Origin of the sequence: Pantoea allii (genome assembly GCF_046529425.1) — a bacterium.
GTDB lineage: Bacteria > Pseudomonadota > Gammaproteobacteria > Enterobacterales > Enterobacteriaceae > Pantoea > Pantoea allii.
This window is the reverse complement of record NZ_CP125958.1, coordinates 4515950-4541853: the sequence shown is the minus strand read 5'-3', so window position 1 is coordinate 4541853 and position 25904 is coordinate 4515950. Positions and strand designations below refer to the sequence as shown.

Below are 25904 nucleotides of genomic sequence, written 5' to 3'. Positions count from 1 at the left end.
AGTGACCGGCTGTTTAACACCTCTTCCCGCTAACGCTTCCCTTCAAAATAACGCTCAGGCCTGTCGGACAATCAGCTCAACTTGGGTAAAACGTTGAGAACATTGCCAAACCAGCAAACAATAACCACGACACCAAATAAAATAACAAACACAGGAATTACCTTGCCGCCCCAGACGGTGAACGTTTTGTCGGGAAAGCGTTTTCTGGCTTTCAATGCCAGCAGCGCAGGGACAATCACTGCCCATATGGTTGCGCATAATCCCGCACCACCGATGCCGTAGAGAAAGCCGTCAGGGTAGAACACATACAGGATGCTGGGAGGAAGAAAGGTCAGCAGCACCGTTTTAAAGCGTCCTGCATGGGAATTGTCAATGTTGAACAGGTCAGCCAGATAATCGAATAACCCCAGGGTCACGCCAAAGAAAGAGCTTGCTACCGCAAGGTTAGAAAAAACCAACAGGAAGAATTCTATCAGGCTACCGGGATGGGTTCCCATAAAGGATTTCACCAGCACGTCAACATTTCCGCCCGAGGCAATAATCCCCTTAAAGTTTTCACGCGGGATATTTCCCATTGTGCAATACAGCCAGAAAAGGTAAATAAGCAGCGCCAGCAATGAACCCAAAACAATACTTTTAACCAGTTTATCTTTTTTCTTTCCATAACAAATAATCAGGCTGGGAATATTTCCATGGAAACCAAATGAAGCCAGGCAGACAGGTATTGCCATAAATATATAAGGGAAGTAACGGTTGTTTTCACTGATGCCGCGCACATCCCGCAGAAGGGACATATCGACTTTAAAAAATAGTGAACCAAAGACAATCACAAAGGCTAAAATTTTAATACCTAAAAATAGCGAAGTGATTCTGCTGGCGGCCAGTGAACTTATCCATAATACACAGGCAACGAAAACCGCTGTTCCTAAACCAATCAATTCTGACTTTATATTGATACTGGAATGCATCGAAAGCGTTTCGCTGATAATTGCACCGTTAGCGGAGATATAAGCATATGTCAGTATATACAGCACAAAGGCAACGGTAATGCCGCTGATGATATTCCACGTTTTACCCAATAGATCTTTGGTTAACGTGTTGAAACTCGAACCTACGGGATAGTTTAAGTTAGCTTCCAGTAACAATAAACCGGAATGAAGCATTGAAAACCAGGCGATGATTAAGATAAATGCGCCCCAGAAGAACCAGGCACCTGCGAGATCGACAGGGAGTGCAAACATCCCACCCCCGATTACCGTTCCTGCTATAACCATTACGCCCCAGAAGGAGGAATGTTTCTGATCTGTATTGTCTTCCATGGTGTCCTCTCAATACGCTTTTTTACTTTTATCATTTTTATAATTTTTCAGGTTGACCAGCAGAGTGACGGAGCAGCTGTTGCCAGACAGCTGCTCACTGTACAGGTATGACTATTAGATCTCTTTAAGTTTTGCGGTGAAGTGGCGCAAAACTTTAGGCTCATAGGTAAACGCTAAGCCTTTTATGTTCGCTGCATTCTCTTTCACATGCTCAAACGCTTCAATAATGAAGTCCATATGCGTTTGTGTGTAGGTGGCTCGGGGAATGGTTAAACGCAGCAGTTCTGCCGGGCAGGGCAACTGTTCACCGGTTTTCGGATCACGGCCGAGTAAAAACGATCCGATCTCTACTGCCCTGATACCGGCCACTTTATACAGTTCGCAGGCAAGAGCCTGAGCGGGGAAGTGATCCGCCGGTATGTGCGGCAATAATTTTCCAGCATCGACAAAGGCGGCATGACCACCGGCTTGTTGGCAGGTCACGCCAATTGATTCAAGACCATCGACCAGATACTGAATCTGACTGATGCGATAAGCCAGCCAGTCCTGATTCATGCCGTCATACAGGCCAACCGCCAGGCGTTCCATCGCCCCACCTTCTAAGCCACCATAGGTGGGGAAGCCTTCCTGAACCACGCAAAGCGTTCTGCAATCGGTGTACACGTCAAAGAAGCTGTCGTCTTTAAATGAGAGTAAGCCGCCCATCGGTACCATGGCATCTTTTTTGGCCGACATGGCCAGCATGTCAGCATATTTATAGGTTTCTCGGGTGATCGCTTCAATTGTCCAGTTTTTATAGGGTTTTTCCCGTTGCTGGATAAAATAGGCGTTTTCAGCAAAGCGTGCTGAATCCATGACAACGGGAATGTCATATTTTTGTGCAATCTGGTACATGGCTTTTAAATTTGCCAGCGATACAGGCTGTCCACCCGCGGAATTACAGGTAATCGTGGCAACAATGTAGGGCACATTACTCGCCCCCACGTCCTGTATACCCTTTTCCAGACTTTCAAGGTCAAAGTCGCCTTTGAAGTCATGGCGAACCGCCGTATCGAAAGCTTCTTTGATATAAACATTCCTTACGGTACAACCATTTATCTGGCTGTGGCCTTGGGTGGTATCGAAAAAGTAGTTAGAAAAGGCCACCATTTTGTTTCGGTCCAGGCCTTTTTCTTGTTCGCGTTTCTTTATTAAAACCGGGATATAAATTTGTTCTGCACCGCGCCCCTGATGCGTAGGAATCGTATAGGCATAGCCAAAAATCGCTTTTACTGCTTCAGCCAGGGCGTAATAACTGCGGCTGCCACTATAGGATTCATCGCCCCGCATCATCGCAGCCTGCATATTTTGCGTTACGGCACCGGTGCCGCTATCGGTGAGCAAATCGATAAAAACGTCTTCGCTGTCCAGCAGAAATGGATTCATTCCGGCTTTGATAATTGCTGTGTCCCGGTGTTCACGCGTGGTACGTTTGACAGGCTCAATCACCCGAATGCGAAATGGCTCAGGTAAATGTCTAAAATTATTCATAATGATGTCCTTTGATGCAGACATGTCGAAGCCGTGGTTTTTTAACCAAATTAATAAAAACCAGGTCGAATGCTGTTATTACTGTATTTCAGCCGATAAAAGATTGTGACTGCATTACGTGCAACGCTGCGTTTTCAATGCCCTGATCGGCAAATAAACGGACGTCATCGACGAGGCAGTTTTTTTAATGACTGAATGATTGAAAATACACCCGATAAATCACGGCCATATCAGCCGGAACAGAAGGGTGAAGAAAGCAAGGGGACGTTAAGGCAGGTGGTTGACAATGATATTATCAATGTTAAACCATTTTGAAATTACACAGGTGCTGTTTAAGATGATCATAATATTTCAACTCTCATTAAACATAGCGCTACCCTATTATATTTATTGGGTATGTCCAGGGTTACTTTAAATTATCGTGAGTGATATCACAGTAAAATCTCTTTTCGCCATGACGATTATTTATTTATGATATTAAAAATACTGTTTTTTGACAGTTTTCCAGCCAATAAATTACATTTTTTTGGATTCTATCCTTCTTAACATTTCTGTTTTACAGAGACATACTGAGGCAGCGCGAAAGCCTCATGGTTTGCCCTTAGGCGCGAAAGCCGTACCGCGCCCGCCGGCGCGCTTTAAGCCGTATAACCGGCTCCACATTTCCAGGCTAAGGTACGCCGTTGGCATCAATGAATCAGCGCATGGCGAGGATGGCGTTAGCTTAATCCACCGTATTTGGCCGCTTGTTTAACAAACCATTTTTCAGGCACGTTATAGGGCGCATCGGCCAGCTGAGCAATACCACTTTCAATGTTGGCGGAAGCCTGGCGCCAGAGTTCTGCGTTGCCCTGCTTAAGCAATTCAATTTGCACCTTTTTTTCAATCAGATAAACGCGGGCAAAATGGGGATCGAAGCGAACAATAGAGCGCGTATTGTCAATGATGTCAGCCAGCTTGATGGTTTGTGCGTCAGGGCTGGCCTGCGCAGTATGGCGAAAATGGGCCATTTTGCGTTCTGTACGATTCCCTGCACTTTGCGGTGCGGTATTGGTCAGCATTTCAACCAGCATTGCGACATCATTACCGAAGTGATTTTCGATATCGCTAAGTGTCGTCGTCGTATCTTCCACGGTATCGTGTAGCCAGGCCGCAGCCAGCAAGACGGGATTATCCGTAATGCTTCTGACCAGTTCCACAACGGCTGCAGGATGGACGATATAAGGTTCGTCGGTGTATTTACGGCGTTGGCCCGCTGCTGCATGGGCTTGCGTGGCATAGCGTCGCGCCTGTTCTTCCAGAGAATCCTGCATGCACTACCTCGTTTTCATAAATTGCTTGCAATTAACTAGTGCGCTATTTATATTGCGTCCATGAACAGTAATAAAGATGACAAAAAAGTGAAAGCTGCGCCACTGTTGCTCGATCAGCAACTTTGCTTTGCACTGTATTCCGCCAATCTGGCGATGCATAAAGTGTATCGTAAGTTACTTACGCAGATGGATATTACCTATCCGCAATATCTGGTGATGCTGGTATTGTGGCAACAGGATTCACTTACCGTTTCTGAGATTGGTGAACGCCTCTTTCTGGATTCAGCGACATTAACGCCGCTGTTAAAACGTCTGGAAAATGCGGGCTTACTGAATCGCCAGCGCTCCCGTCAGGATGAGCGTCAGGTGGTCGTCAGCTTAACGGATACCGGACGTCTTTTGCGTCAGCAGGCTGAGAGGATTCCCGATGAAATCCAGTGTGCCTCTGATTGCAGTGAGGATGAGATGGCGGCGCTTAAACTGCAGTTGAACCAGTTACGTGACAAACTGATGGTGCCGCGCTAAATTTTTATCTGGATGTATGAAATAAGTCAGACTTCGCAGCTCGACTGCTGACCAATAAGTAGCGAGCGATTAAATAGTACAATGGAGATAAGATATGTCTTTAGAACAAGTGGTTTACCGTGCAAAAGCTAAAGCTACCGGTGGTCGTGATGGTCGTGCAACCTCATCTGACGGCGTTCTGGATGTCAAACTGGGCGTACCAAAAGAGATGGGCGGTGCAGGTGGTGAAGTCACTAACCCAGAGCAGCTTTTTGCAGCGGGCTACTCAGCTTGCTTCCTGGGCGCAATGAAGTTTGTTGCTGGCCGCGACAAAATCGCGATGCCAAAAGACGCATGGATTGAAGGCGAAGTCGGTATTGGTCCAATCCCTAATGGTTTTGGCATTGAGGCGACGCTGAATATTCACCTGCCTGAGATGGACGAAGCAGAAGCACAGAAACTGGTTGATGCTGCTCATATCGTTTGCCCATACTCAAATGCGACACGTAACAACATCGACGTAACGCTGAATATCCTCCGCTAAATGATTAAGGGCCTGAACACCGGCCCTTTTTTCTTTTCACCCACGCTGTTAATTGCCCCTTCTCCAGACTATTTTCTGGCCTAAATGGATGTCACATGCTTAACTGTGCCACTTCGCGTGATGACGTGTAAAAACGTTCAGAATATTCTTCTTTATTTAACCGGCCCGCTTAATTCGCGAACTCTGCCGAAATATGGCAGTCAGATTAACGTTTAGTTAAGCGCTTCGTTCCGGGGAAACACCATTTTTCATGAATTATATAAAATCATTAACACAGCAAAAGCTGTCGCTGTTGCTGGCTCTGTATCTCGGTATCCTGCTGAATTTGCCGATCTTTTACCGCCGTTTTGATGGCTTTCTGACGAAATCAACCGTGACAAACTGGCTGACCGCCTTTACCGAGGTCGTAGCAATTGTGTTACTGACGTTTTTCCTGATGCGACTGTTATCATTGGGCGGAAAGTGGCTGTACCGTGTTCTTGCGACCTTAATTGTATTGATTTCCGTCGCTGCCGGTTATTACATGGCCTTTTTCAATGTGGTCATTGGCTACGGCATTGTGGCATCAGTCATGACGACGGATACCGATCTGTCTAAAGAAGTCGTGGGTTATCACTTTATCCTGTGGATGGTGCTGGTCAGCGCGCTGCCGCTGTTTATGATTTGGCGTAACAACCTCAGCATGACGCTGAATGAGCAACTGCGCACGCCTGGGCAGCGACTAAAACCCGTTTTACTTTTGCTGGCCTGCGTCGCGTTGGTGTGGTTACCCATCCGTTACTTCGACAAGTTGCAAAAAACCAACGAGGAAGTGACCAATATCGACCTGCCGAGCTATGGCGGTATTGTGGCGCACTCTTATTTGCCGTCTAACTGGCTGGCCGCACTGGGTCTGTTTACCTGGACGAAGGTTGACGAGACGCTGGAAAATCACGAACTGTTGGACCCTGCGCAGAAATTTACCTACGTTGCACCGCCGGGGTTAGATGATACCTATGTGGTGTTTGTCATTGGTGAAACCACGCGCTGGGATCACATGGGCATGTTGGGCTATGAGCGCAATACCACACCTAAGCTGTCGAAAGAGAAAAACCTGGTCGCGTTTCGTGGTGAATCTTGTGATACCGCGACCAAACTGTCTTTGCGTTGTATGTTCGTGCGTGAAGGCGGCACCATGGACAACCCTGGCCGTACCCTGAAAGAGCAAAATGTTTTCGCGGTGATGAAAGAGCTGGGCTTTACCTCTGAGCTGTTCGCGATGCAAAGTGAGGTTTGGTTCTACGATAATATCAATGCGAATAACTTCTCCTTCCGCGAGCAAATTGGTTCAGAGCCACGCAATCAGGGTAAATCAGTGGATGATATGCTGCTGGTCCCGGAGTTGCAGGCATCACTCCAGCGCTATCCCAAGGGTAAACACCTGGTGGTTTTGCACACCAAAGGCTCACATTACCTTTACTCGCAACGCTATCCGCGCAGTTTTGCGCGTTATCAGCCTGAATGTATGGGCGTCGATGAAACCTGTAGCAAAGCACAGCTGATTAACGCCTACGATAATTCGGTTCTCTATGTCGACAGTATGCTGGACAGTGTGTTGGATCAGCTGCGTGATAAGAAAGCGATCGTGTTCTATGCGTCTGACCATGGTGAGTCGATCAGCGATAATATGCATCTGCATGGTACACCGCGTGAAATGGCACCGCCGGAGCAGTTCCGTGTTCCCATGATGGTGTGGGCATCGGATAAATATCTGGCTGACCCGACCAACCGCGACAACTTCGAGCGTCTGCAGGCGCAACAGCGCACGGGTAAAACCCATCGTCATGTCGAGTTGTTTGATACGATCATGGGCTGCCTGGGTTATACCTCTCCAGATGGTGGTATTAAGGCGGCCAATAACTGGTGCCAGGCACCCGCCGGGACAACCGCTAAACCGCTGTAGTGGCGTAGCGATGCAGCACGGAACGGGGAAAAATCGCTGACCGCCTGCTTTCCAGGCGATCAGGCGCGAAAGCGCAAAAAGCGGTTGACGCTTCCCAGGGGTAGCAGTAACATGCGCCCCCATCGGCGAGTAGCGCAGCTTGGTAGCGCAACTGGTTTGGGACCAGTGGGTCGGAGGTTCGAATCCTCTCTCGCCGACCACTTTTAAGAAACCTGTCTGAAAAGACAGGTTTTTTTTCGCCTGAATAAAATGAGGATGAGAACCTCCGAAGGAGGTTTGCGCCGAGCGAAGCGAGACAACGTTGCGAATGCAACGGCCCGAAGGGCGCGTCCCGCAGGGGCGCGTAATCCTCTCTCGCCGACCATATTTAAGAAACCTGTCTGAAAAGACAGGTTTTTTTTCGCCTGAATAAAATGAGGATGAGAACCTCCGAAGGCCGTTTGCGCCGGGCGAAGCGAGACAACGTTGCGAATGCAACGGCCCGAAGGGCGCGTCCCGCAGGGGCGCGTAATCCTCTCTCGCCGACCATTTTTAAGAAACCTGTCTGAAAAGACAGGTTTTTTTTCGCCTGAGCAAAATGAGGATGAGAACCTCCGAAGGCCGTTTGCGCCAGGCGAAGCGAGACAACGTTGCGAATGCAACGGCCCGATAGCATGGTTTTTGCCTGCGCGAGCAGCTAATCGGCCTGGCAAACGGCGTTCATCTCAACACAGGCAGGGTGAAAAACGCTTTTCAGGCTTTATTGCCCCGCTCTGCTATTAGAATATCTCATGCCAGATTTTTCCAAAAAACCACTAATTCCTCCTTGAAATCAATTTCACCGACAGACAGCCGTTTTTCGGCTTCATCCCGACACAGGCCTTCTCGCCTGAGGGATGTCAGCGGATCAAAGATAAGTTTTGGTTATGCCCCAAAAAGAATAATTGTTAATTTTTCACTCAAAAATGACAGCATTTTTCGCTAGATGAACGTCATAACGCACGGGTAATCGTTCAGATATCCAACATTTGGCGCTAAATGATGCACGATTTTTTTTAGCGCGAATCACTACTGTCTGCCGCCTCTCACAGCAGAATAGATGGCGAATAAACCCGTCCCGCTATGCAATGTATGGCATAACGTCAGTAAGGGTTTTTTTTATCGTTGCTTGCTATTCCTCACACTCTGTGTAAATAACTAACCGTTGTATTGACGTTCTTTGCAACTGTTGACAAATTGATGCGTCAATAACAGTGCAGATACAGATTTTTCTGATGGGTACTTATCAATCAGCATTATCAAAAGAAAACTATCTCACTCTTATCACACCCGCTGGGTGGACCGCCTGAACCGCATAAAAAAACCAGAGGTCAGGCAATGCACACAACAACACATCACAATGGAGCAAAAGCATGATCAACTCCCTGGCTAAATCCAGGATGCTGAAGGTCGGTCTGAGCCTGATAGCCATGACCATAGCCGCAAGTGTTCAAGCGAAAACCCTGGTTTATTGTTCTGAAGGTTCTCCGGAAGGGTTCAACCCGCAGCTCTTTACCTCTGGTACGACATACGATGCCAGCTCTGTGCCTATCTATAACCGTCTGGTTGAATTCAAAACCGGTACCACCGAACTGGTGCCGGGCCTGGCAGAAAAGTGGGACGTCAGCGCTGACGGCAAAACCTACACCTTCCATTTACGCAATGGCGTGAAATGGCAAACTACTAAAGATTTTAAGCCTACGCGTGAATTCAATGCTGATGACGTGGTGTTCTCTTTCGAGCGCCAGTTAGATAAAAGCAACAAGTACCACAATGTCTCTGGCGGCAGCTATGAGTACTTTGAAGGTATGGATATGCCGAAGCTGATCAGCAAAATCGAAAAAGTGGACGATCACACGGTACGCTTTGTGCTGACGCGCCCTGAAGCGCCTTTCCTGGCCGATCTGGGTATGGATTTCGCTTCCATCCTGTCCAAAGAATATGCCGACAACATGCTGAAGGCCGGTACGCCAGAGAAAGTTGACCTGAACCCTGTCGGTACCGGGCCATTTGTGCTCCAGCAGTACCAGAAAGACTCGCGTATTCTGTATAAAGCTAACCCGGATTTCTGGGGAACCAAGCCAAAAATTGATCGCCTGGTCTTCTCTATCACGCCAGATGCGTCAGTTCGCTATGCCAAGTTGCAGAAAGGCGAATGTCAGATCATGCCGTATCCAAATCCGGCCGATATCGCCAGCATGAAAAAAGACAGCAAAATTAACCTGATGGAACAGCCTGGTCTGAACGTCGGTTACCTGTCATTTAATACCGAGAAAAAACCGCTGGATAACGTGAAAGTGCGTCAGGCGCTGACCATGGCGGTTAACAAGCAAGCCATTATCGATGCGGTATATCAGGGCGCTGGCCAGCCAGCGAAAAACCTGATCCCACCAACAATGTGGGGCTATAACAAGGACGTTAAAGACTATGCTTACGATCCTGAAAAAGCCAAAGCCCTGCTGAAAGAAGCGGGTATGGCGGACGGTTTCTCTATCGATCTGTGGGCAATGCCGGTTCAGCGTCCTTACAACCCGAACGCGCGCCGTATGGCGGAGATGATTCAGTCTGACTGGGCAAAAATTGGCGTGAAAGCCAAAATCGTGACCTATGAGTGGGGCGAGTACCTGAAACGCGCCAAAGCGGGCGAACATCAAACTGTGATGATGGGCTGGACCGGTGATAACGGGGACCCAGATAACTTCTTCGCAACGCTGTTCAGCTGTGCGGCGGCCAAAGATGGTTCGAACTATTCCCGCTGGTGCTATAAGCCGTTTGAAGATTTGATTCAGCCAGCACGTGCAGAATCCGATCACAACAAACGTATTGAGTATTACAAGCAAGCTCAGGTAGTGATGCATGACCAGGCGCCTGCGCTGATCATTGCTCACTCAACCGTTTACGAGCCTGTCAGTAAGAAAGTCACTGGCTATGTCGTCGATCCATTAGGTAAACATCACTTCGATACCGTCGATATTCAGGAATAACCTTTCGGATTATTGCAGTAAGGGCCGGTTTTGCCGGCCCTCAGGCGATCTCCTCCGATCGCCTGTTATCTGCTCTTTTTTTCCGGCTATTTACTTTTACCTAAGAAGCGCTTCTTGCGTCGCGTCCGGCTTTCGTTGGATGCGGTTAATGAGCAATGTTATCTCTGGCCAGGGCCAGGGGAAAACGACTGAGAATTACGCCTATGCTGCAGTTCATACTCCGGCGTCTGGGGCTTGTCATCCCAACGTTCATCGGTATTACATTATTGACCTTCGCGTTTGTTCATATGATTCCGGGCGATCCGGTGCTTATCATGGCGGGCGAGCGCGGTATTTCCCCTGAGCGTCATGCTGAATTGATGGCGATGATGGGGCTCGATCAGCCGCTGTGGAAACAGTATCTGCACTATATCTATGGCGTGCTGCATGGTGATTTAGGCATTTCACTGAAAAGCCGCATTCCCGTCTGGACCGAATTCGTCCCGCGCTTTAAAGCCACGCTTGAGCTGGGGATGTGCGCAATGCTGTTTGCGGTATGCGTCGGGATTCCGGTCGGCGTTATGGCTGCGGTGAAACGTGGCTCGGTGTTTGATCACACCGCCGTCGGTATTTCCCTCACCGGCTACTCCATGCCGATTTTCTGGTGGGGCATCATGCTGATTATGCTGGTTTCGGTGCAGCTCAACCTTACCCCGGTTTCTGGCCGTGTTGCGGATACCGTGTTCCTGGACGACAGCCATCCACTGACCGGTTTCATGCTGATTGATACATTGATCTGGGGTGAGCCTGGCGACTTCAAAGATGCGGTCATGCACATGATTTTACCCGCTATCGTGCTGGGTACGATTCCGCTGGCGGTCATCGTGCGTATGACGCGTTCCTCCATGCTGGAAGTGCTGGGTGAAGATTATATCCGCACGGCGCGTGCGAAAGGCCTGACGCGTATGCGCGTCATTGTCATTCACGCTCTGCGTAATGCGATGTTGCCGGTTGTCACCGTGATTGGCCTGCAGGTCGGCACCTTGCTGGCAGGCGCTATCCTGACCGAAACCATCTTTTCCTGGCCGGGCCTGGGGCGCTGGTTAATCGAAGCGCTGCAACGCCGTGATTATCCGGTCGTGCAGGGCGGTGTGCTGCTGACGGCAATACTGATTATCCTGGTCAATCTGCTGGTTGATCTGCTGTATGGCGTGGTGAATCCGCGCATACGTCATAAGAAATAAGGGGGCATCATGTCTGTTGTTGATCCCGCAAGCGTAAATATTGCACCCAAGCCGATGACCCCGATTCAGGAATTCTGGCACTACTTCAAACGTAATAAAGGTGCGGTAACCGGCCTGGTTTACATCGTGTTAATGCTGTTGATCGCCATCTTTGCGGATGTACTGGCACCGCACGGCCCAGCCGAACAGTTTCGTGATGCTCTGCTGCATCCTCCTGTCTGGCAGGAAGGCGGAAACTGGAGCTACATCCTGGGCACCGACGATGTCGGCCGCGATATTTTATCGCGCCTGATGTATGGCGCGCGCCTGTCGTTACTGGTGGGCTGCATGGTGGTGGTGTTGTCGCTGATTTTTGGCGTCATTTTTGGTTTGCTGGCCGGTTATATCGGCGGGGCGGTTGATGCCACGATTATGCGCCTGGTGGATATTATGCTGGCGTTGCCAAGCCTGCTGTTAGCGCTGGTGCTGGTAGCCATTTTTGGCCCGTCGATCGTCAACGCTTCTATCGCGCTGACGTTTGTCGCGCTGCCCCACTATATCCGTCTGACGCGCGCGGCGGTGCTGGTTGAAGTCAACCGGGACTACGTGACCGCTTCTGGTGTGGCGGGGGCCGGTATGCTGCGCCAGATGTTCGTGAATATTTTACCTAACTGTCTGGCACCGCTGATCGTTCAGGCTTCGTTAGGCTTTTCCAACGCCATTCTCGACATGGCGGCGTTGGGCTTTCTCGGTATGGGTGCGCAGCCGCCAACGCCGGAGTGGGGCACCATGCTCTCCGACGTATTGCAGTATGCGCAAAGTGCCTGGTGGGTGGTGACTTTCCCTGGGTTAGTCATTCTGCTTACCGTGCTGGCATTTAACCTGATGGGCGATGGTTTGCGTGATGCACTCGACCCGAAACTCAAGCAGTAAAGAGGCACCGAGATGGCGTTATTAAATATAGACAAATTGTCGGTGCATTTCGGCGACGAGAAGGCACCGTTCCGGGCAGTCGATCGCATCAGTTATCAGGTTGAGCAGGGCCAGGTCGTGGGCATTGTCGGCGAGTCTGGCTCGGGTAAATCCGTCAGTTCTCTGGCTATCATGGGATTGATTGATTTTCCCGGCAAAGTGATGGCAGAAAAACTCGAATTCAATCAACGGGATTTGCAGCGTATTTCTGAAAAAGAGCGTCGCCAGTTAGTGGGCGCTGAAGTCGCGATGATTTTTCAGGACCCGATGACCAGCCTGAACCCGTGCTACACCGTGGGCTATCAGATTATGGAAGCCATTAAGGTGCATCAGGGCGGTAATAAAAGTACCCGCCGTCAGCGGGCAATCGACTTACTGGATCAAGTGGGCATTCCCGATCCTGCCTCGCGTCTGGATGTTTATCCTCACCAGCTCTCAGGCGGGATGAGCCAGCGCGTAATGATTGCGATGGCGATTGCCTGTCGTCCAAAGCTGCTGATTGCTGATGAACCCACCACCGCGCTGGACGTAACGATTCAGGCGCAGATCATTGAGCTGTTGCTGGATCTGCAACAGCAGGAAAACATGGCGCTGATCCTGATCACGCACGATCTGGCGCTGGTGGCAGAAGCCGCACATCACATTATTGTGATGTACGCCGGGCAGGTTGTGGAGAGCGGCAAAGCGACCGACATTTTTAAAGCACCACGTCATCCTTATACGCAGGCTCTGCTCCGGGCGTTGCCGGAATTCGCGGCGGATAAAGCGCGGCTGGCCTCCTTACCCGGTGTTGTGCCTGGAAAATACGATCGTCCGTTAGGCTGCCTGCTTAATCCACGCTGTCCTTATGCCAACGATCGTTGCCGTAAAGAAGAACCTGAACTGCGGACGATTCCGGGACGTCAGTCCAAATGTCACTATCCGCTGGACGATGCCGGGAGACCAACTTATGAGTCCTGATAATACTAAGCACGAGTATCTGCTACAGGCCATCGACCTGAAAAAACACTATCCGGTGAAGAAAGGATTGTTTGGTCAGGAGCGGCTGGTAAAAGCGCTGGATGGCGTCTCTTTTAATCTGGAACGTGGTAAAACCCTGGCAGTTGTCGGTGAGTCGGGTTGTGGCAAGTCTACGCTGGGCCGTTTACTGACCATGATAGAAACACCGACAGAAGGGCAGCTCTATTGGCACGGCCAGGATTTGTTAAAACACGATCCTCAGGCGCAGAAGCTGCGTCGGCAGAAAATTCAGATCGTGTTTCAGAATCCGTACGGCTCGCTGAATCCGCGCAAAAAAGTCAGTCAGATCCTGGAAGAACCTCTGGTGATTAATACCTCACTCAGCAAAGCGGAACGTCGCGAAAAAACGCTGGAGATGATGGCCAAAGTGGGGCTGAAAACCGAGCATTACGATCGTTATCCGCATATGTTTTCGGGTGGTCAACGTCAGCGTATTGCGATTGCCCGTGGCCTGATGCTTGAGCCAGACGTGCTGATTGCCGATGAGCCGGTTTCAGCACTGGACGTGTCGGTACGTGCACAAGTGCTTAACCTGATGATGGATCTACAGCAAGAGATGGGGCTGTCCTATGTTTTCATCTCTCATGATCTTTCCGTGGTAGAGCATATTGCCGATGAAGTGATGGTGATGTATCTGGGTCGTTGTGTTGAAAAGGGCAGCAAAGAGGCGATTTTTGCCAATCCGCGCCATCCTTACACACAAGCGCTTCTCTCTGCCACGCCGCGACTCAATCCTGACGAGCGCCGCGAACGTATCAAGCTGACCGGCGAACTGCCCAGCCCGCTCAATCCGCCTCCGGGCTGCGCATTTAACGCGCGCTGCCGGCGTCGCTTTGGCACCTGCGTTCAGCTGCAGCCTAAGCTCAAGCAGTACGGTGATCAGCAGATCGCCTGCTTCGCTGTTGATCAGGATGAAAACCAGCTGATTGAATCAGGTGAAACTGCCAGTCAGCCTTAATATACTGGCGGGCGGAATCCTTACGGGTAGAAACGGCCAGGATTCCGCCATCAAGATGCAACGCTTTCATCGTATTACCCGGCCCGATAACATTACGGGCCTTCCCCTTCTGCCCTGTCTGTAAGCGCCCCGATAATGCCTGGTGTTTTGTTCAATGCGACAGCTCATCCAGTGAAAAACACCCTGTGACGTATTCGAATGGGGTCATGCCTGGCGCGCTGCGTTAACGCAACCTTTGCGACAAGCCGAATCATTAGCCTCACTGTCCAGAATAGAGATGCAGCGGGTTGGATTAAATGGTCAAACAAACAGCGTTTTTCTCTGTGCTTTTTCAGACTTTGAGTTCCATTCATTTACGAGAGAATAACCTCTCAATTTTTTTAATTTTCTGATGGAAGAAAAAAAGTCACTGTTCCGAAAAGGCGTAAAAGGCAACGTTTTCAACATTGAACGGTTTTTATCCGGTGATAATTAGCACAGTAATACTTTACCAACCATAATTCGATAACGTAAAAGTCTCTCCAGACGGGCACAAAAAGGCCTGTAAAACCCGAAAGCGAATGAGGTTTTTTTTTACCAGTAAATACAAAAGGTTGTAACAGCAGCTATCCTGATGTTAGCGATCGCTAAGATGTTAATCATTTGTGATGATATTTAACTTAAAGTTGTCTCAACAATTTTTAGTGATATATGTGAAAAGGTACTCATTTATTGCTAAAGAATGGCTATTAGCATTAAGCTTTCTTATTGAATATGTCGGTTTTGTAATCAGAATTATCTCACTGTGTTTAAATTATTATGATATATTCCTGGAAAAATCCTCCCTCTGTTGTAGGCCATGGTCTATGAAAAATTACGACGACTTACAGCGTTTTAAGGAAAAGACAAAAACGCTCGACATCGCCTTTCAGGATATGTCAGGCCAATCGCAGGAAGCGGCGGATAAAAGTAAATGGTCTCTCATTCGTCAACTGGCGTGCGAAGAGACGCAAATGCCTTTCAGTGGTGGCCAACGCATTGATCTGCCACAGCCACAACCGATTCAGGGTGATGAATTCAGCACGACTGCTGTGGCCGCGTTATCTCCGAATGTGACCAAGCCCGCAGCGGCGTCTTCCAGCTCCATCATGAGCAGCCTGAACGGCAATGAACCTCATGTTGAAGTGGTGGTGCCCGTTTCAACCTCCTCCGCTTCATCTCTGTTCCCGGCACCCACAGCGCAATCCGTCTCTGCAGAGGTGCAGAAAACAGCAGAGGCTTCTCCCGTACAGGAGAACGCAATACCGACACCGCCTGTCACGGCGCAGCCGAATCGTGACGCGCCTGCCGAAACGGACAATGGCCGCTTTAGCGGACTGTTCCGCGCGCGCAACAGTGGATCAGAAAATTTACCGAAAGAAACGTTATTAAAACCGCTACTGGAGAAGATTGCCTTATGCCGTTAGTTTGTGTGTGCTCGCCCAAAGGTGGGGTGGGGAAAACTACGTTGGCAGCCAATCTGGCCTGGAGTCTGGCCCGCTCGGGTAGCAAAGTGTTGGCAATCGATTTTGATGTACAGAATGCATTGCGCCTCCATTTTGGCGTGCCGCTGCATGACGGGCGGGGCTTTGTTGCACGTTCTGAGGAACAGGCGGACTGGAGCCAGTCTATTCTGACCACCGGCGGGAATATTTTTGTTCTCCCCTATGGCAATGTCACTGAATCCCAGCGTGAACGGTTTGAAGAGAACCTGGCGAAAGATCCTCACTTTATCAAGCGAGGTCTCGACACCTTACTGAACTATCCGGGTCTGGTCATGGTTGCGGATTTTCCTCCGGGCCCCGGGCCAGCGCTTAAAGCAATCAAGGCATTAGCCGATATGCATTTGGTGGTGATGTTAGCCGATACCGCTTCAGTGTCGTTATTACCCCATATTGAGGAAAATCGCCTGATTGGCCAGCCGCTGAATAGTAAACATGGGCATTATTTTGTTCTGAATCAGTGTGACAATCGTCGAAATATTAATCGTGATGTGACCGCTTTTATTCAGCAACGTCTCGGCGATAATCTTTTGGGCCAGATTCATCGCGATGAAAGCGTGGGCGAAGCCAATGCATCACAGCAGTCTGTTTATGATTTTAGCCCTTCATCCGCCGCTGCCTTTGATATTGAACTGATCGCCAAACGTGTCGCCAGTACGCTGAATATCACTGTAGGTAATGGCGAAGTTCAGGCTCAGATTCACACCAGCAACTACTAAATGTAATGACCTGGCTTGCCAGGTTTAAAAAAACAGCTCTTTTCAGGGTGGGACATGAGTAAAATCGGGTTTTACCTGCTGCTGCTGGTGCTTGCACCTGTTGCCGCGGTGATCATTATCACGCCGATGGATAGCCAAAAGCAGTATATTTTTGGCTTGATCAGCATTGGTATGGTGTTTTTGTTAGGGGTAAGCAAAAGCCGTAAAATAACGGTGGTAATGGTTATTCTGTCCGCCCTGATGTCATCCCGGTATATATGGTGGCGAACGACTGAAACCCTGTATTTTAATTCGGAAATCGAAGCTATTCTTGGCATCGGCTTATATATTGCCGAGCTGTACGTCTGGCTGATTTTAATCCTGGGTTTCCTGCAAACCACATGGCCCTTAAAACGTACTATTGAACCCTTGCCGGAAGACACCAGCTTATGGCCGACGGTTGATGTCTATGTCCCGACCTATAACGAAAGCCTCGACGTCGTGCGTGATACGGTGCTGGCGGCTCAGTGCATCGACTATCCACGCGATAAAATAAAGGTTTACCTGCTTGATGACGGTAAACGCAGAGAATTTGCCGTTTTCGCTGCCGATGTCGGCGTGGGTTATATCACGCGTGACGATAACAGCCATGCTAAAGCCGGTAATCTGAATCACGCGATGAAGATCACCAAAGGTGAGCTGATCTGCGTGTTTGACTGTGACCACGTCGCGACCCGCACTTTCCTGCAGGCCACGGTTGGCCCGTTTCTGACCGATCCTAAGCTGGCTCTGTTGCAGACGCCGCACTACTTTTATTCTCCCGACCCTTTTGAGCGCAATCTGCGTGCGGCTCGCAGTATCCCGAATGAGGGATCGCTGTTTTATGGCCCGGTTCAGCAGGGCAACGACAACTGGAATGCGACTTTCTTCTGTGGTTCCTGTGCTGTGATTCGTCGTTCAGCGCTGGAAGAGATCGGTGGTTTCGCTGTAGAAACGGTCACCGAAGATGCACACACTGCGCTGAAAATGCAGCGTCTGGGCTGGGGCTCGGCGTTTCTGGCGATTCCGCTGGCTGCGGGGCTGGCCACAGAGCGCCTTGGGCTGCATGTGATTCAACGCACCCGCTGGGCACGCGGTATGACGCAGATTTTTCGCGTGGATAACCCATTGTTTGGACGAGGCTTAAAATGGCAGCAGCGGCTGTGTTACCTGAATGCCATGTTGCATTTCCAGTTCGGTCTGCCACGTGTGGCCTTCCTGACCGCACCGCTGGCCTATCTGTTGTTTAATCTGAATATCATCCATTCGTCGGCGTCGCTGATTTTCGCCTACGTTTTGCCGCATCTGATGCTGTCTCTGTACGTTAACTCACGCATGAATGGCCGTTTCCGCTACACCTTCTGGGGCGAAATTTATGAAACGGTGATGTGCTTCCATCTGGTCATCCCGACGCTTATCACGCTGCTTTCACCCAAACATGGGAAATTTAACGTGACGGATAAGGGCGGGGTGCTGGATCAGGGCTTCTTCGATTTCCATATTGTACGTCCACACGTGATTGTCGCCATTCTGCTTAGCATTGGCATTGTCGCGGGTGTTGTACGCGCCACAATGCATGACTATTTTGGCGTTGACCCCTACGTGATTGCGCTCAATGTAGGCTGGGCTGTCTTCAGCTTAATCATTTTAATGGCGGCGATTGCCGTGGCACGCGAAACCAAGCAGGTACGAAAAACGATTCGTATTGAAGTGCAGATTCCGGCCATTATCCATTACGCCAGCGGTATCTCATCCCGCACCATGACCAGCGACCTGTCGATGGGCGGTGCGAATCTGGATGCACCGGATAACCGTCATGAGCAGGATACGATTGAAGAGATCGATCTGTTACTGAAGTCAGGCACCATTACTATCCCGGCGACTAAAATCTCGGGCGATGAAGAAAGCATTCGTCTGAGCTTTGGCGCGATGCCGCTGGCTCGTCGCCGTGAGCTGGTCCGTGTGGTGCTGGCACGTGCTGATGCGTGGATCCAGCCTGAATATAAGCAAGACAACCCGTTAACCTCTCTGGGAACCATCATTCGTACGGTTTTCGAACTGTTTTGGCTGACCTGGATAGATCGTCGTGAGAAACGTAAGAGCGGCCCGGACGTTGCGGCGAAAGAGGACAGCGCAGTATGAGGATCTTGATACAGTCGATGCTGGCGGGTTCTCTGTCGGCAGTGCTGTGGGTCATGCCGGCCTCGGCTGAAACGCCTCTTTCAGAGAGCAGCGTAGTGCCGAATAACAGCGCGGCACCGAATAGCAGTGCTGCGCCGAATAACAGTGCCGCACCGAATAGCAGTGATGCGCCGATTAACAGTGCTGCGCCGAATAACAGTGCCGCACCGAATAGCAGTGATGCGCCGATTAACAGTGCCGCACCGAATAGCAGTGATGCGCCGATTAACAGTGCCGCACCGAATAGCAGTGCTGCACCGATTAACAGTGCCGTACCGAATAACAGTGCTGCACCGAACAACAGTGCCGCCCCGAACAGCAGTGCTGCGCCGAATAACAGCGCGGCACCGGGCAGCGATCCTGCTCTGACTCGCCACACTGACGGTACGACAGGTAACCCGGCGGCACCGGTTGGCAGTACGGGTTTGCCTGAGAACAGTACGGCACCCGCCAGTAGCACCGCGCCCGTTAATGAAGTGACTTCGGGCGCAACCGCCTCGGATACGCCAAAACCGAACGGCGAAGGGGCACCCGCCTCCGTAGAGACATCGTCCGACAGTAGCCGTTCGCCCGTTACCCAGGACAGCAGCGCGTTATCACATGTTCCACCGCCAGCCGGTCTCGATAATGCGGAACCGGGTCTGGAGGCCGCCGCTGGCGCCACGCCTTACAGGCCTGGCGAGGCCGTTACCGCTGTCGGCACGACATCCCTGGCCAGCAGCATGCTCAACCAACCGGTGAGCAGCACGCTGAACGTGGCACAGATGGGACAGCGCCAGGGCATTACGCTGACCGGCGGTCAGCTACAGTCAGGCATTATTTTTACGCTGCCAGGCGATGAGGTGGTGACTAACGCCCGTCTTAATCTGTCACTGCGCGTCTCTCAGGCGCTGGCTGCGCGCAATACCTCACTGCAGTTGATGTTAAACGGACAACCGCTTGGCACGCTGCCGCTGGGGTCGGGTGACAGCGATGAAAGCGATTATCAGCTGGACATTCCGGCGGCGATGATTGTGTCTAACAACAATTTGAGCTTCAAAATTAACGACGCCGATAAGCTGCTGTGTGAAAAAGACAGTGCAGAGCAGTATCAGGTAACCATTCTGCCTAAAACAATGTTGAGCCTTGAGGGCCAGCAGTTAAACATTGGTACCAGCCTGCGTAATTTCCCACGGCCATTTGTCGATCCGCAGCGTATGACCGCAGCGGAGGTGACGTTTGGCTTTACCAGCAATGTCGCGCCAGATGCGGTGACGGCGGCGGTGCTGGTGGCCTCCTGGCTGGGCATCCAGAGTGATTACCGTGGCATTAATTTCCCTGTGGTGCGCGGTAATCTGCCGGAAAAAAACGGCATTCTGTTTGGTCACCCTGGTGACAAGATTGGCACGTTAACCTTTCCTGCCAGCAGTGGCCCATCTTTGCAAATGGTCGATAACCCGGGTAATCCGGTTTATAAGCTCTTGCTGGTCAGTGGTGAGGATGAAAGTCAGCTGCGCCAGGCCGCCAATCGTCTGACCATCCAGCCTCTTACCACTGACGGCAACAGCTTGCAGGTCAAACCGCAATCCATAGCCAGCCGTACGCCTTACGATGCACCGCACTGGATCAACACGGCGCATCCGGTACGACTGAGTGAGCTGTTGCGGAAAGATCAAAGCCTTACGGCGACCGGTATCTGGCACGATGCGATGCGGGTGAATTTCCGGGCAGCACCCGACCTGTTCCTGTGGGATGGCGATTCGGTTCCGCTGTATCTGCACTACCGTTTTCCATCAGAAAACTGGATTGACGAGAAAAACTCGCTGCTTAACGTTACGTTAAACGGCACTTTCCTGCGTAATCTGACGGTCAATAAAGTGGGGTTGCTGGAGAGTGCGTGGCACCGCTTAGGCGGTGATGCGCGTCAGGAGCACTATCAAATCAACCTTGATCCCTATCTGATTTATGGCGACAACCAGCTGGCGCTCTACTTCAATATCAAGCCAAAAGCCGATGCGCCCTGCGGTGTATTGTTGAACAACAACATCAAAAGCCGTATTGAAGACGACTCATGGATTGATTTAAGCCATACGCGGCACTTCAGTATGTTGCCGAATCTCTCATACTTTGTCGGTGCCTCCTTTCCGTTTTCCCGACTTGCTGACTTTTCACAGACCACGCTGCTCCTGCCTGCGAATCCCAGTGATGCGGAGATATCAACACTATTAAATCTGTCCGCCAGAGCCGGCAATGCCACGGGCGTGGCGCTGGCACAAAACCAGGTACTCTTTGGCTTGCCAAATGGGGGCAATAATCTGGCCCGCGTTCAGCAAAGCGACTTACTGGCAGTGAGTACCACAGGCAACAGCGCGTTTAACCAGGCAATGCTGGCAAACTCACCGTATGACGCCAGCGGCAGTGCGATAGGGGTTAAAGAACCCACGACGCTCGAAAAGTTACGCAGCTGGCTGATGGGTGACTGGAATCGTCAACCGCTGGATGCCGATCGCTATTTCTCTTCGAATGAGTCCTGGCGTGGCTTTTTAAGCTATCGCTCAATGTGGAATCCGGATCGCCTGGTGGTGATGGCAGTGGCGACTAGCGATGATCAACTGCTGCGCCTGCATGATGATTTGGGCTCCGCCCGCATTAACGCCGCGGTGCGGGGTGATACCGCGATTATGACTGATGAGAACGGTATCCGGAGCTTCCGGGTAGGTCCGCAGTTCCCCAGCGGTGAAATGCCGTGGTACATGATGGTGGTGTGGTATGCCAACCAGCACTCGGTATTGATGGCGCTGACGGCGCTGTTGCTTTCCGCCGTCGTAGGGAGTGCTGCGTGGGTTATGCTGAAACGACATGCTTCGCGGCGACTACAGCCAAAACACGATCGCGATGCCGGTAAGAAGTAAGGGCCATAATAATGAATAAAAACCAAATCAGTGCCGGTATCTGTCGTGCGTTGTTACTGGGTAGCGCGCTCTCACTGTCTCTGCCGCTGCAGGCGGCGGAGAGCAGCAATCCAGCGTTACAGGCGCTCTTTGATCAGGCGGCTTACTGGCATCAAAAAGCCCATGACGATCTGGCAAAAGCGTCGCTGCAAAAAGTGTTAATGGTTGAGCCGAACAATAGCCAGGCGCTTTATCTGCTGGCGCTCTATTCACAGCAAAGCGGTGACAACGCAGGGGCGATGCAGTATCGCACGCGTCTTAGTCAGGTTTCGCCTGACGATCCGCACCTGTCTGAACTGGATAATGCCCGTCAGTTGCAAACCATTCCTCAGGCGCAGCTCTCTTTGGCTCGCCAGCAGGCAAGAAGCGGGAATATCGCGGCTGCCTTGCAGACCTGGCGTAATACGTTCAGCGGCAATGAACCGCCACCCAGTGTTGCCGCCGAATATTACCTCACCATGGCCGGTGACCGCACGCTGCTGCCGCAGGCTATTGAAGCGTTACGTGCTTTTTCAGCGCAGCATCCGCAGGATACGGGTGCCAAACTGGCGTTGGGTAAGGCGCTGACTTATCAGGACGCTACCCGGCGTGAAGGCATTGACTTGCTAAGTACGCTGGCAAGTGGCAATCAGGATGCCGATCGTTCTCTTCGGCAGGCGCTGTTGTGGCTCGGCCCGCAGACGTCGGACGCGCCGCTCTATCAGACCTGGCAGCAGCGGCACCCCCAGGATAATGCGGTAATGGACTATTACCGTAAAAACGTGGGAGGGGCAGAAAAAGGTGCAGGTTTTAGCGCGCTAAACAGCGGCGACGTGAACAGCGCGCAAAGCAATTTCGGAAAGGTGTTACAGGCCAACCCCCAGGACGCGGATGCGCTTGCCGGAATGGGATATGTGGCACAACGAGAAGGCCGTTACCAGGACGCAGCGGATTATCTGGAGCGTGCGGCGCAACTGGGCGGCGATCAAAGCGCCGATCGCCAGAAGCAGGCAGCCGATGCCCGTTTTTATGCACAGTTAGCCAGCGCCCAGCAAGCATTGAAAAATGGCGACAGTGCACAGGCACTGGCGATCAGCGAACCGCTTACGCATGCAGAAGGCGAGAAGGGCGTGGCGGCGGGCTTATTCCGCGCCGACATTTTGCGCCGCAGTAATCAACCCGACCAGGCGGAGCAGGCTTACCGCGCGATACTGAAAAACGATCCCGATAACCGCAGCGCGCGCGAAGGGTTGTTCTATGTACTGCGCCAGCAGAACCGCAGCGCTGAAGCCAATACGTTACTGGCTTCGCTGCCCGAAAGCGTCAGGCAAAGTGTGGCACCGCGAGGCAGCAGCGTTGACCCGATTCGCCAGCAGGCGAAACGTCAGGTTGCGGCAGGTAATATCAGTGCCGCTATTGCAACACTGCAGCAGGGCATTCAACGTTATCCGCAGGACGGCTGGTTGCGTCTCGACCTGGCGCGTCTTTACCGCCAGCAGGGGAATACCATGCTGGCCGCGGGCGTCATGCAGCCGGTCATGCGCAGTGGTGCCAGCATCACAGAACGCTATGCGGGTGCGATTAACGCCAGTGAAAGCGGTGCCTGGCAGCAGGCAAGTTCGCTGCTGGCGCAGATCCCTTCCAGTGCCCAAACCCGTGATATGCGGGAGCTGGCCCAACGTGTGAATTTCAATCTGCAGATGGCGACGGCCGATCAGTATCTGGCACAAGGATCGAATGCGGCGGCGGCAAACACGTTAAAAGCGCTGGCGGTGAATCCGCCAGATAACCCGGTTGATGCCGGAAACCTGGCGCAGAAGCTGGCGAAAGCGGGCGATATCACCACGGCGGTGGCCGTGGTGCGCGGTAATATGCAGCGCGGTGTTCAGGGTAATGTTGGTGATTATGCTACTCAGGTAGCCGTACTGAATCAGGCCGGCCTGGACAATGAGGCGCAGCGTTTTCTCAGCTTGCCAGAACTGCAGGCACGCAGCACACCAAAACAGCTGGCAGATATACGCGAAGGTTATCTGATTAACGATGTTGATCGGCTACGACAGCAGAAACAGTATGCCGCTGCCTACGATAAACTGGTTGGTGCACTGCAGCGCGATCCGCAAAACCGTGATTTGATGTTTGCCATGGCCCGTCTCTACCAGGACGGCAAAATGAACAAAGACGCGGGCGTGGTTTACGATTACCTGATGACGCAGGATACGCCCTCCCAGGACGCGCGCGTTGGGGCCATCAATGTCGCCCTGGCACAAAACAACGTGCAGCGTGCCAATGAACTGACCCGTGGCCTTACACAGAGCCAGACACCGCAACGTCAGTTGCTGCTGGCTCAGGTCGCCGAGGCCAATGGCGAACATACGCAAGCCATGCGTTATTTGCGCGCTGCACGCGGGCAGATTATTGGTCTGCAAGGCGCACAGGCTGGCGCAACGCCTACCATTGGTGGACTGGCGCTGGCCGACAATCCCTTTATTGACCGCAACACCTCCCCTGTTGGACACACGTCGTCCAGTTATGGCACCGTGCTGCCGTGGCAGGTTGCCCCGGCCTCGGCAGAGGGATCGCAGGATGTCGCCGTTGCCCGTGCCAACACGGTTCCTTCGCAGCAGGCACAGACGTTGCACGACATTGACACCATGATGGAGACCCTGCAGGAGAAAACCGGCACCTGGGCGCAGGGCGCGGTACAGGTCCGCGGGCGTGACGGTGAGTCAGGGCTGAGTCAATTGACGGAAGCGAAAGCACCGTTGACCTTCTCCACCGTGCCGTTTGGCGATGCGCGGTTCAACTTTACGATGACGCCGGTTTCACTCACCGCCGGAAGCGGTGCAGGCGATGCCTGGCGTCGTTTTGGTACGAATGCGTTGGAGCAGGGCAAAGTGGTGGCTGCCGGTATCGCCAAAATTGATGATGTTCCCAATGCCACGACCGATTCGCAAAGCGCATCCGGCGTCGAGCTGAATCTGGCACTCCAGGGCGATAGCTATAAAATCGATCTCGGCAGCACGCCGCTGGGCCAGGATCTCAATACGCTGGTGGGTGGTGTGCAATGGTCGCCGAAACTCACGGATTTCCTGACGCTGATTCTGACCAGTGAGCGCCGTGCGATTACCGACAGTCTGCTGTCTTATGTCGGCACGGAAGATAAATCCAGCGGTAAACGTTGGGGTAACGTCACCAAAAACGGTGGCAATGCATTACTGAGTTATGACAATGGCGATGCCGGTCTGTTTGTCGGGGCAGGGGCTTACAGCTACGTGGGGAATAACGTGGCCAGTAACAACAACCTGCAGGCTAATGCCGGTGTTTATGTCCGTCCCTTCTATGCTGACGATCGTGAACTCAAGGTGGGCATGAGTTTGTCGTGGATGAACTTCTCGAAAAACCTCAGCTACTTTAGCTATGGTCAGGGCGGCTATTTCAGTCCGCAGGATTACGCCTCGATTTCCTTCCCGATCGACTTCTCGCGCACGTTTGACGATCTTAAAGTCAATATTGGCGGTGCCGTGGGCTACCAGAGCTACAGCCAGGATAAGAGTGCGTATTTCCCGGGCGATGCGGGCCGCCAGGCACAGCTGGAAAGGCTGGCCGCCAGGGGCGATGTGAAAAGTGCCTTCTATGACGGCAACAGCAAAAACGGTGTAGGTTATAACCTGCATGCGGGCGCGGATTATAAAATTGATAAAGATGTCACGATTGGCGGGCAGCTGGGTTATGACACCTTTGGTGATTATAACGAGAGCACCGCACAGCTCTATTTCCGTTATCTGTTCGGAGAGAAGTAATGAGTGAAGCATTTGGCGGGGGAACCCACCCGCATCAGCCCGGCTGGTTTGATCTGGTCAGCGTACTGGTCGAAGGGATGATTGCCAACGCCGGTCAGGAGCAGGCAGAGGCTTTTCTGTACAGCATGGGTGAATCGCTGGCGGCGCGCTATCCTTTACCTGAATCGCGTACCGTGCAGGATCTTGAACGCGAGTTTAACCTGCAACTGGCCCGGTTTAACTGGGGATTTGTTCAGTTACAGCCGCAGGAAAATGCCGTGTTAATTAAGCATTATGCATTACCTGCAGGCGACAGCAATCAGCCAGCCGCACACTGGCAGTCGGCATTGGGTGCCATACTGGCGGGATTGTTTTCCGGCTGGTTTCAGGGGCAGGGCGGCAGCAAAGCAGTGCCGGTTGTGCTGGAACTGAACGATGGCAATACCATGCATTTTCGATATCAATAAGGTGC

Annotated in this window: 18 protein-coding genes, 1 tRNA gene and 2 other RNA genes; 17 read left to right on the top strand and 4 right to left on the bottom strand. The window is 51.7% G+C overall.

What is annotated here, in order from left to right:
- Window positions 1-71: 71 nt before the first annotated feature.
- The 4 genes from tnaB to QNH99_RS21215 form a co-directional block, all read right to left on the bottom strand.
- A complete protein-coding gene (gene tnaB / locus QNH99_RS21230) occupies window positions 72-1319 on the bottom strand; it encodes a low affinity tryptophan permease TnaB (RefSeq protein ID WP_063877851.1) in 1248 nt (415 codons plus the stop codon).
- 114 nt (window positions 1320-1433) lie between these two features.
- Window positions 1434-2849, bottom strand: coding sequence for a tryptophanase (gene tnaA / locus QNH99_RS21225; protein ID WP_410517164.1), 1416 nt, complete (start codon window positions 2847-2849; stop codon window positions 1434-1436).
- Window positions 2850-3116: 267 nt separating this feature from the next.
- Window positions 3117-3194 carry a tryptophanase leader peptide gene (gene tnaC, locus QNH99_RS21220; protein ID WP_074181043.1) on the bottom strand — a complete coding sequence of 26 codons (78 nt, stop codon included), beginning with the start codon at window positions 3192-3194 and terminating at the stop codon, window positions 3117-3119.
- Window positions 3195-3568: 374 nt separating this feature from the next.
- Window positions 3569-4162: an HD domain-containing protein gene (locus QNH99_RS21215; RefSeq protein ID WP_096012914.1), complete on the bottom strand. Its 594-nt coding sequence runs from the start codon at window positions 4160-4162 to the stop codon at window positions 3569-3571.
- Between the two features lie 60 nt (window positions 4163-4222).
- On the opposite strand from QNH99_RS21215, the gene QNH99_RS21210 reads away from it, so the two are divergent.
- The 17 genes from QNH99_RS21210 to bcsD all read left to right on the top strand — a co-directional run bounded on the left by QNH99_RS21210 (window position 4223) and on the right by bcsD (window position 25899).
- Window positions 4223-4687 carry a MarR family winged helix-turn-helix transcriptional regulator gene (locus tag QNH99_RS21210; protein WP_063877854.1) on the top strand — a complete coding sequence of 155 codons (465 nt, stop codon included), beginning with the start codon at window positions 4223-4225 and terminating at the stop codon, window positions 4685-4687.
- Window positions 4688-4781: 94 nt separating this feature from the next.
- Window positions 4782-5210, top strand: coding sequence for an organic hydroperoxide resistance protein (locus tag QNH99_RS21205; RefSeq protein ID WP_028725402.1), 429 nt, complete (start codon window positions 4782-4784; stop codon window positions 5208-5210).
- Between the two features lie 250 nt (window positions 5211-5460).
- On the top strand, window positions 5461-7152 hold the full coding sequence (eptB, locus tag QNH99_RS21200) for a kdo(2)-lipid A phosphoethanolamine 7''-transferase (RefSeq protein WP_063877855.1): 1692 nt from the start codon (window positions 5461-5463) through the stop codon (window positions 7150-7152).
- A 123-nt stretch (window positions 7153-7275) separates the two neighbouring features.
- A tRNA-Pro gene (locus QNH99_RS21195) sits at window positions 7276-7352 on the top strand.
- A gap of 34 nt (window positions 7353-7386) precedes the next feature.
- Window positions 7387-7516, top strand: a non-coding RNA gene (locus QNH99_RS21190) — RtT sRNA.
- 34 nt (window positions 7517-7550) lie between these two features.
- Window positions 7551-7680, top strand: a non-coding RNA gene (locus QNH99_RS21185) — RtT sRNA.
- Between the two features lie 863 nt (window positions 7681-8543).
- Window positions 8544-10154 carry a dipeptide ABC transporter periplasmic-binding protein DppA gene (dppA, locus tag QNH99_RS21180; protein ID WP_063877856.1) on the top strand — a complete coding sequence of 537 codons (1611 nt, stop codon included), beginning with the start codon at window positions 8544-8546 and terminating at the stop codon, window positions 10152-10154.
- Between the two features lie 203 nt (window positions 10155-10357).
- The gene (dppB, locus tag QNH99_RS21175) at window positions 10358-11377 is read left to right on the top strand and encodes a dipeptide ABC transporter permease DppB (RefSeq protein ID WP_063877857.1); all 1020 of its coding nucleotides are present in this window, start codon (window positions 10358-10360) and stop codon (window positions 11375-11377) included.
- A gap of 9 nt (window positions 11378-11386) precedes the next feature.
- On the top strand, window positions 11387-12289 hold the full coding sequence (gene dppC / locus QNH99_RS21170) for a dipeptide ABC transporter permease DppC (RefSeq protein WP_063877858.1): 903 nt from the start codon (window positions 11387-11389) through the stop codon (window positions 12287-12289).
- Window positions 12290-12301: 12 nt separating this feature from the next.
- Window positions 12302-13288 carry a dipeptide ABC transporter ATP-binding protein gene (gene dppD, locus QNH99_RS21165; RefSeq protein ID WP_063877859.1) on the top strand — a complete coding sequence of 329 codons (987 nt, stop codon included), beginning with the start codon at window positions 12302-12304 and terminating at the stop codon, window positions 13286-13288.
- Entirely contained in the window at window positions 13278-14306 is a 1029-nt protein-coding gene (gene dppF, locus QNH99_RS21160; RefSeq protein ID WP_096012917.1) for a dipeptide ABC transporter ATP-binding subunit DppF, read from the top strand. Before dppD ends, dppF begins: the two co-directional genes overlap by 11 nt.
- 845 nt (window positions 14307-15151) lie before the next feature.
- Window positions 15152-15751: a cellulose biosynthesis protein BcsO gene (gene bcsO, locus QNH99_RS21155; protein ID WP_410517696.1), complete on the top strand. Its 600-nt coding sequence runs from the start codon at window positions 15152-15154 to the stop codon at window positions 15749-15751.
- Complete coding sequence (gene bcsQ / locus QNH99_RS21150) at window positions 15742-16545, top strand: cellulose biosynthesis protein BcsQ (RefSeq protein ID WP_063877863.1); 804 nt, start codon at window positions 15742-15744, stop codon at window positions 16543-16545. The genes bcsO and bcsQ overlap by 10 nt, the downstream gene beginning before the upstream one ends.
- Window positions 16546-16599: 54 nt before the next feature.
- Entirely contained in the window at window positions 16600-18705 is a 2106-nt protein-coding gene (gene bcsA / locus QNH99_RS21145; protein ID WP_410517163.1) for a UDP-forming cellulose synthase catalytic subunit, read from the top strand.
- Entirely contained in the window at window positions 18702-21635 is a 2934-nt protein-coding gene (gene bcsB / locus QNH99_RS21140; protein WP_410517162.1) for a cellulose biosynthesis cyclic di-GMP-binding regulatory protein BcsB, read from the top strand. The genes bcsA and bcsB overlap by 4 nt, the downstream gene beginning before the upstream one ends.
- 11 nt (window positions 21636-21646) lie before the next feature.
- Window positions 21647-25453, top strand: coding sequence for a cellulose biosynthesis protein BcsC (locus tag QNH99_RS21135; RefSeq protein ID WP_410517161.1), 3807 nt, complete (start codon window positions 21647-21649; stop codon window positions 25451-25453).
- Entirely contained in the window at window positions 25453-25899 is a 447-nt protein-coding gene (bcsD, locus tag QNH99_RS21130; protein WP_063877868.1) for a cellulose biosynthesis protein BcsD, read from the top strand. Before QNH99_RS21135 ends, bcsD begins: the two co-directional genes overlap by 1 nt.
- Window positions 25900-25904 lie beyond the last annotated feature (5 nt).

What these genes read in the sequence shown, in the direction of transcription:
- eptB (WP_063877855.1), top strand. Translation starts at nt 5,461, where the DNA reads ATGAATTATATAAAATCATTAACACAGCAAAAGCTGTCGCTGTTGCTG.
- tnaA (WP_410517164.1), bottom strand. Translation starts at nt 2,849, where the DNA reads ATGAATAATTTTAGACATTTACCTGAGCCATTTCGCATTCGGGTGATT.
- tnaB (WP_063877851.1), bottom strand. Translation starts at nt 1,319, where the DNA reads ATGGAAGACAATACAGATCAGAAACATTCCTCCTTCTGGGGCGTAATG.
- bcsD (WP_063877868.1), top strand. Translation starts at nt 25,453, where the DNA reads ATGAGTGAAGCATTTGGCGGGGGAACCCACCCGCATCAGCCCGGCTGG.
- QNH99_RS21210 (WP_063877854.1), top strand. Translation starts at nt 4,223, where the DNA reads ATGAACAGTAATAAAGATGACAAAAAAGTGAAAGCTGCGCCACTGTTG.
- dppC (WP_063877858.1), top strand. Translation starts at nt 11,387, where the DNA reads ATGTCTGTTGTTGATCCCGCAAGCGTAAATATTGCACCCAAGCCGATG.
- bcsO (WP_410517696.1), top strand. Translation starts at nt 15,152, where the DNA reads ATGAAAAATTACGACGACTTACAGCGTTTTAAGGAAAAGACAAAAACG.
- QNH99_RS21135 (WP_410517161.1), top strand. Translation starts at nt 21,647, where the DNA reads ATGAATAAAAACCAAATCAGTGCCGGTATCTGTCGTGCGTTGTTACTG.
- dppD (WP_063877859.1), top strand. Translation starts at nt 12,302, where the DNA reads ATGGCGTTATTAAATATAGACAAATTGTCGGTGCATTTCGGCGACGAG.
- bcsQ (WP_063877863.1), top strand. Translation starts at nt 15,742, where the DNA reads ATGCCGTTAGTTTGTGTGTGCTCGCCCAAAGGTGGGGTGGGGAAAACT.
- bcsB (WP_410517162.1), top strand. Translation starts at nt 18,702, where the DNA reads ATGAGGATCTTGATACAGTCGATGCTGGCGGGTTCTCTGTCGGCAGTG.
- dppB (WP_063877857.1), top strand. Translation starts at nt 10,358, where the DNA reads ATGCTGCAGTTCATACTCCGGCGTCTGGGGCTTGTCATCCCAACGTTC.
- dppA (WP_063877856.1), top strand. Translation starts at nt 8,544, where the DNA reads ATGATCAACTCCCTGGCTAAATCCAGGATGCTGAAGGTCGGTCTGAGC.
- QNH99_RS21205 (WP_028725402.1), top strand. Translation starts at nt 4,782, where the DNA reads ATGTCTTTAGAACAAGTGGTTTACCGTGCAAAAGCTAAAGCTACCGGT.
- bcsA (WP_410517163.1), top strand. Translation starts at nt 16,600, where the DNA reads ATGAGTAAAATCGGGTTTTACCTGCTGCTGCTGGTGCTTGCACCTGTT.
- tnaC (WP_074181043.1), bottom strand. Translation starts at nt 3,194, where the DNA reads ATGATCATCTTAAACAGCACCTGTGTAATTTCAAAATGGTTTAACATT.
- QNH99_RS21215 (WP_096012914.1), bottom strand. Translation starts at nt 4,162, where the DNA reads ATGCAGGATTCTCTGGAAGAACAGGCGCGACGCTATGCCACGCAAGCC.
- dppF (WP_096012917.1), top strand. Translation starts at nt 13,278, where the DNA reads ATGAGTCCTGATAATACTAAGCACGAGTATCTGCTACAGGCCATCGAC.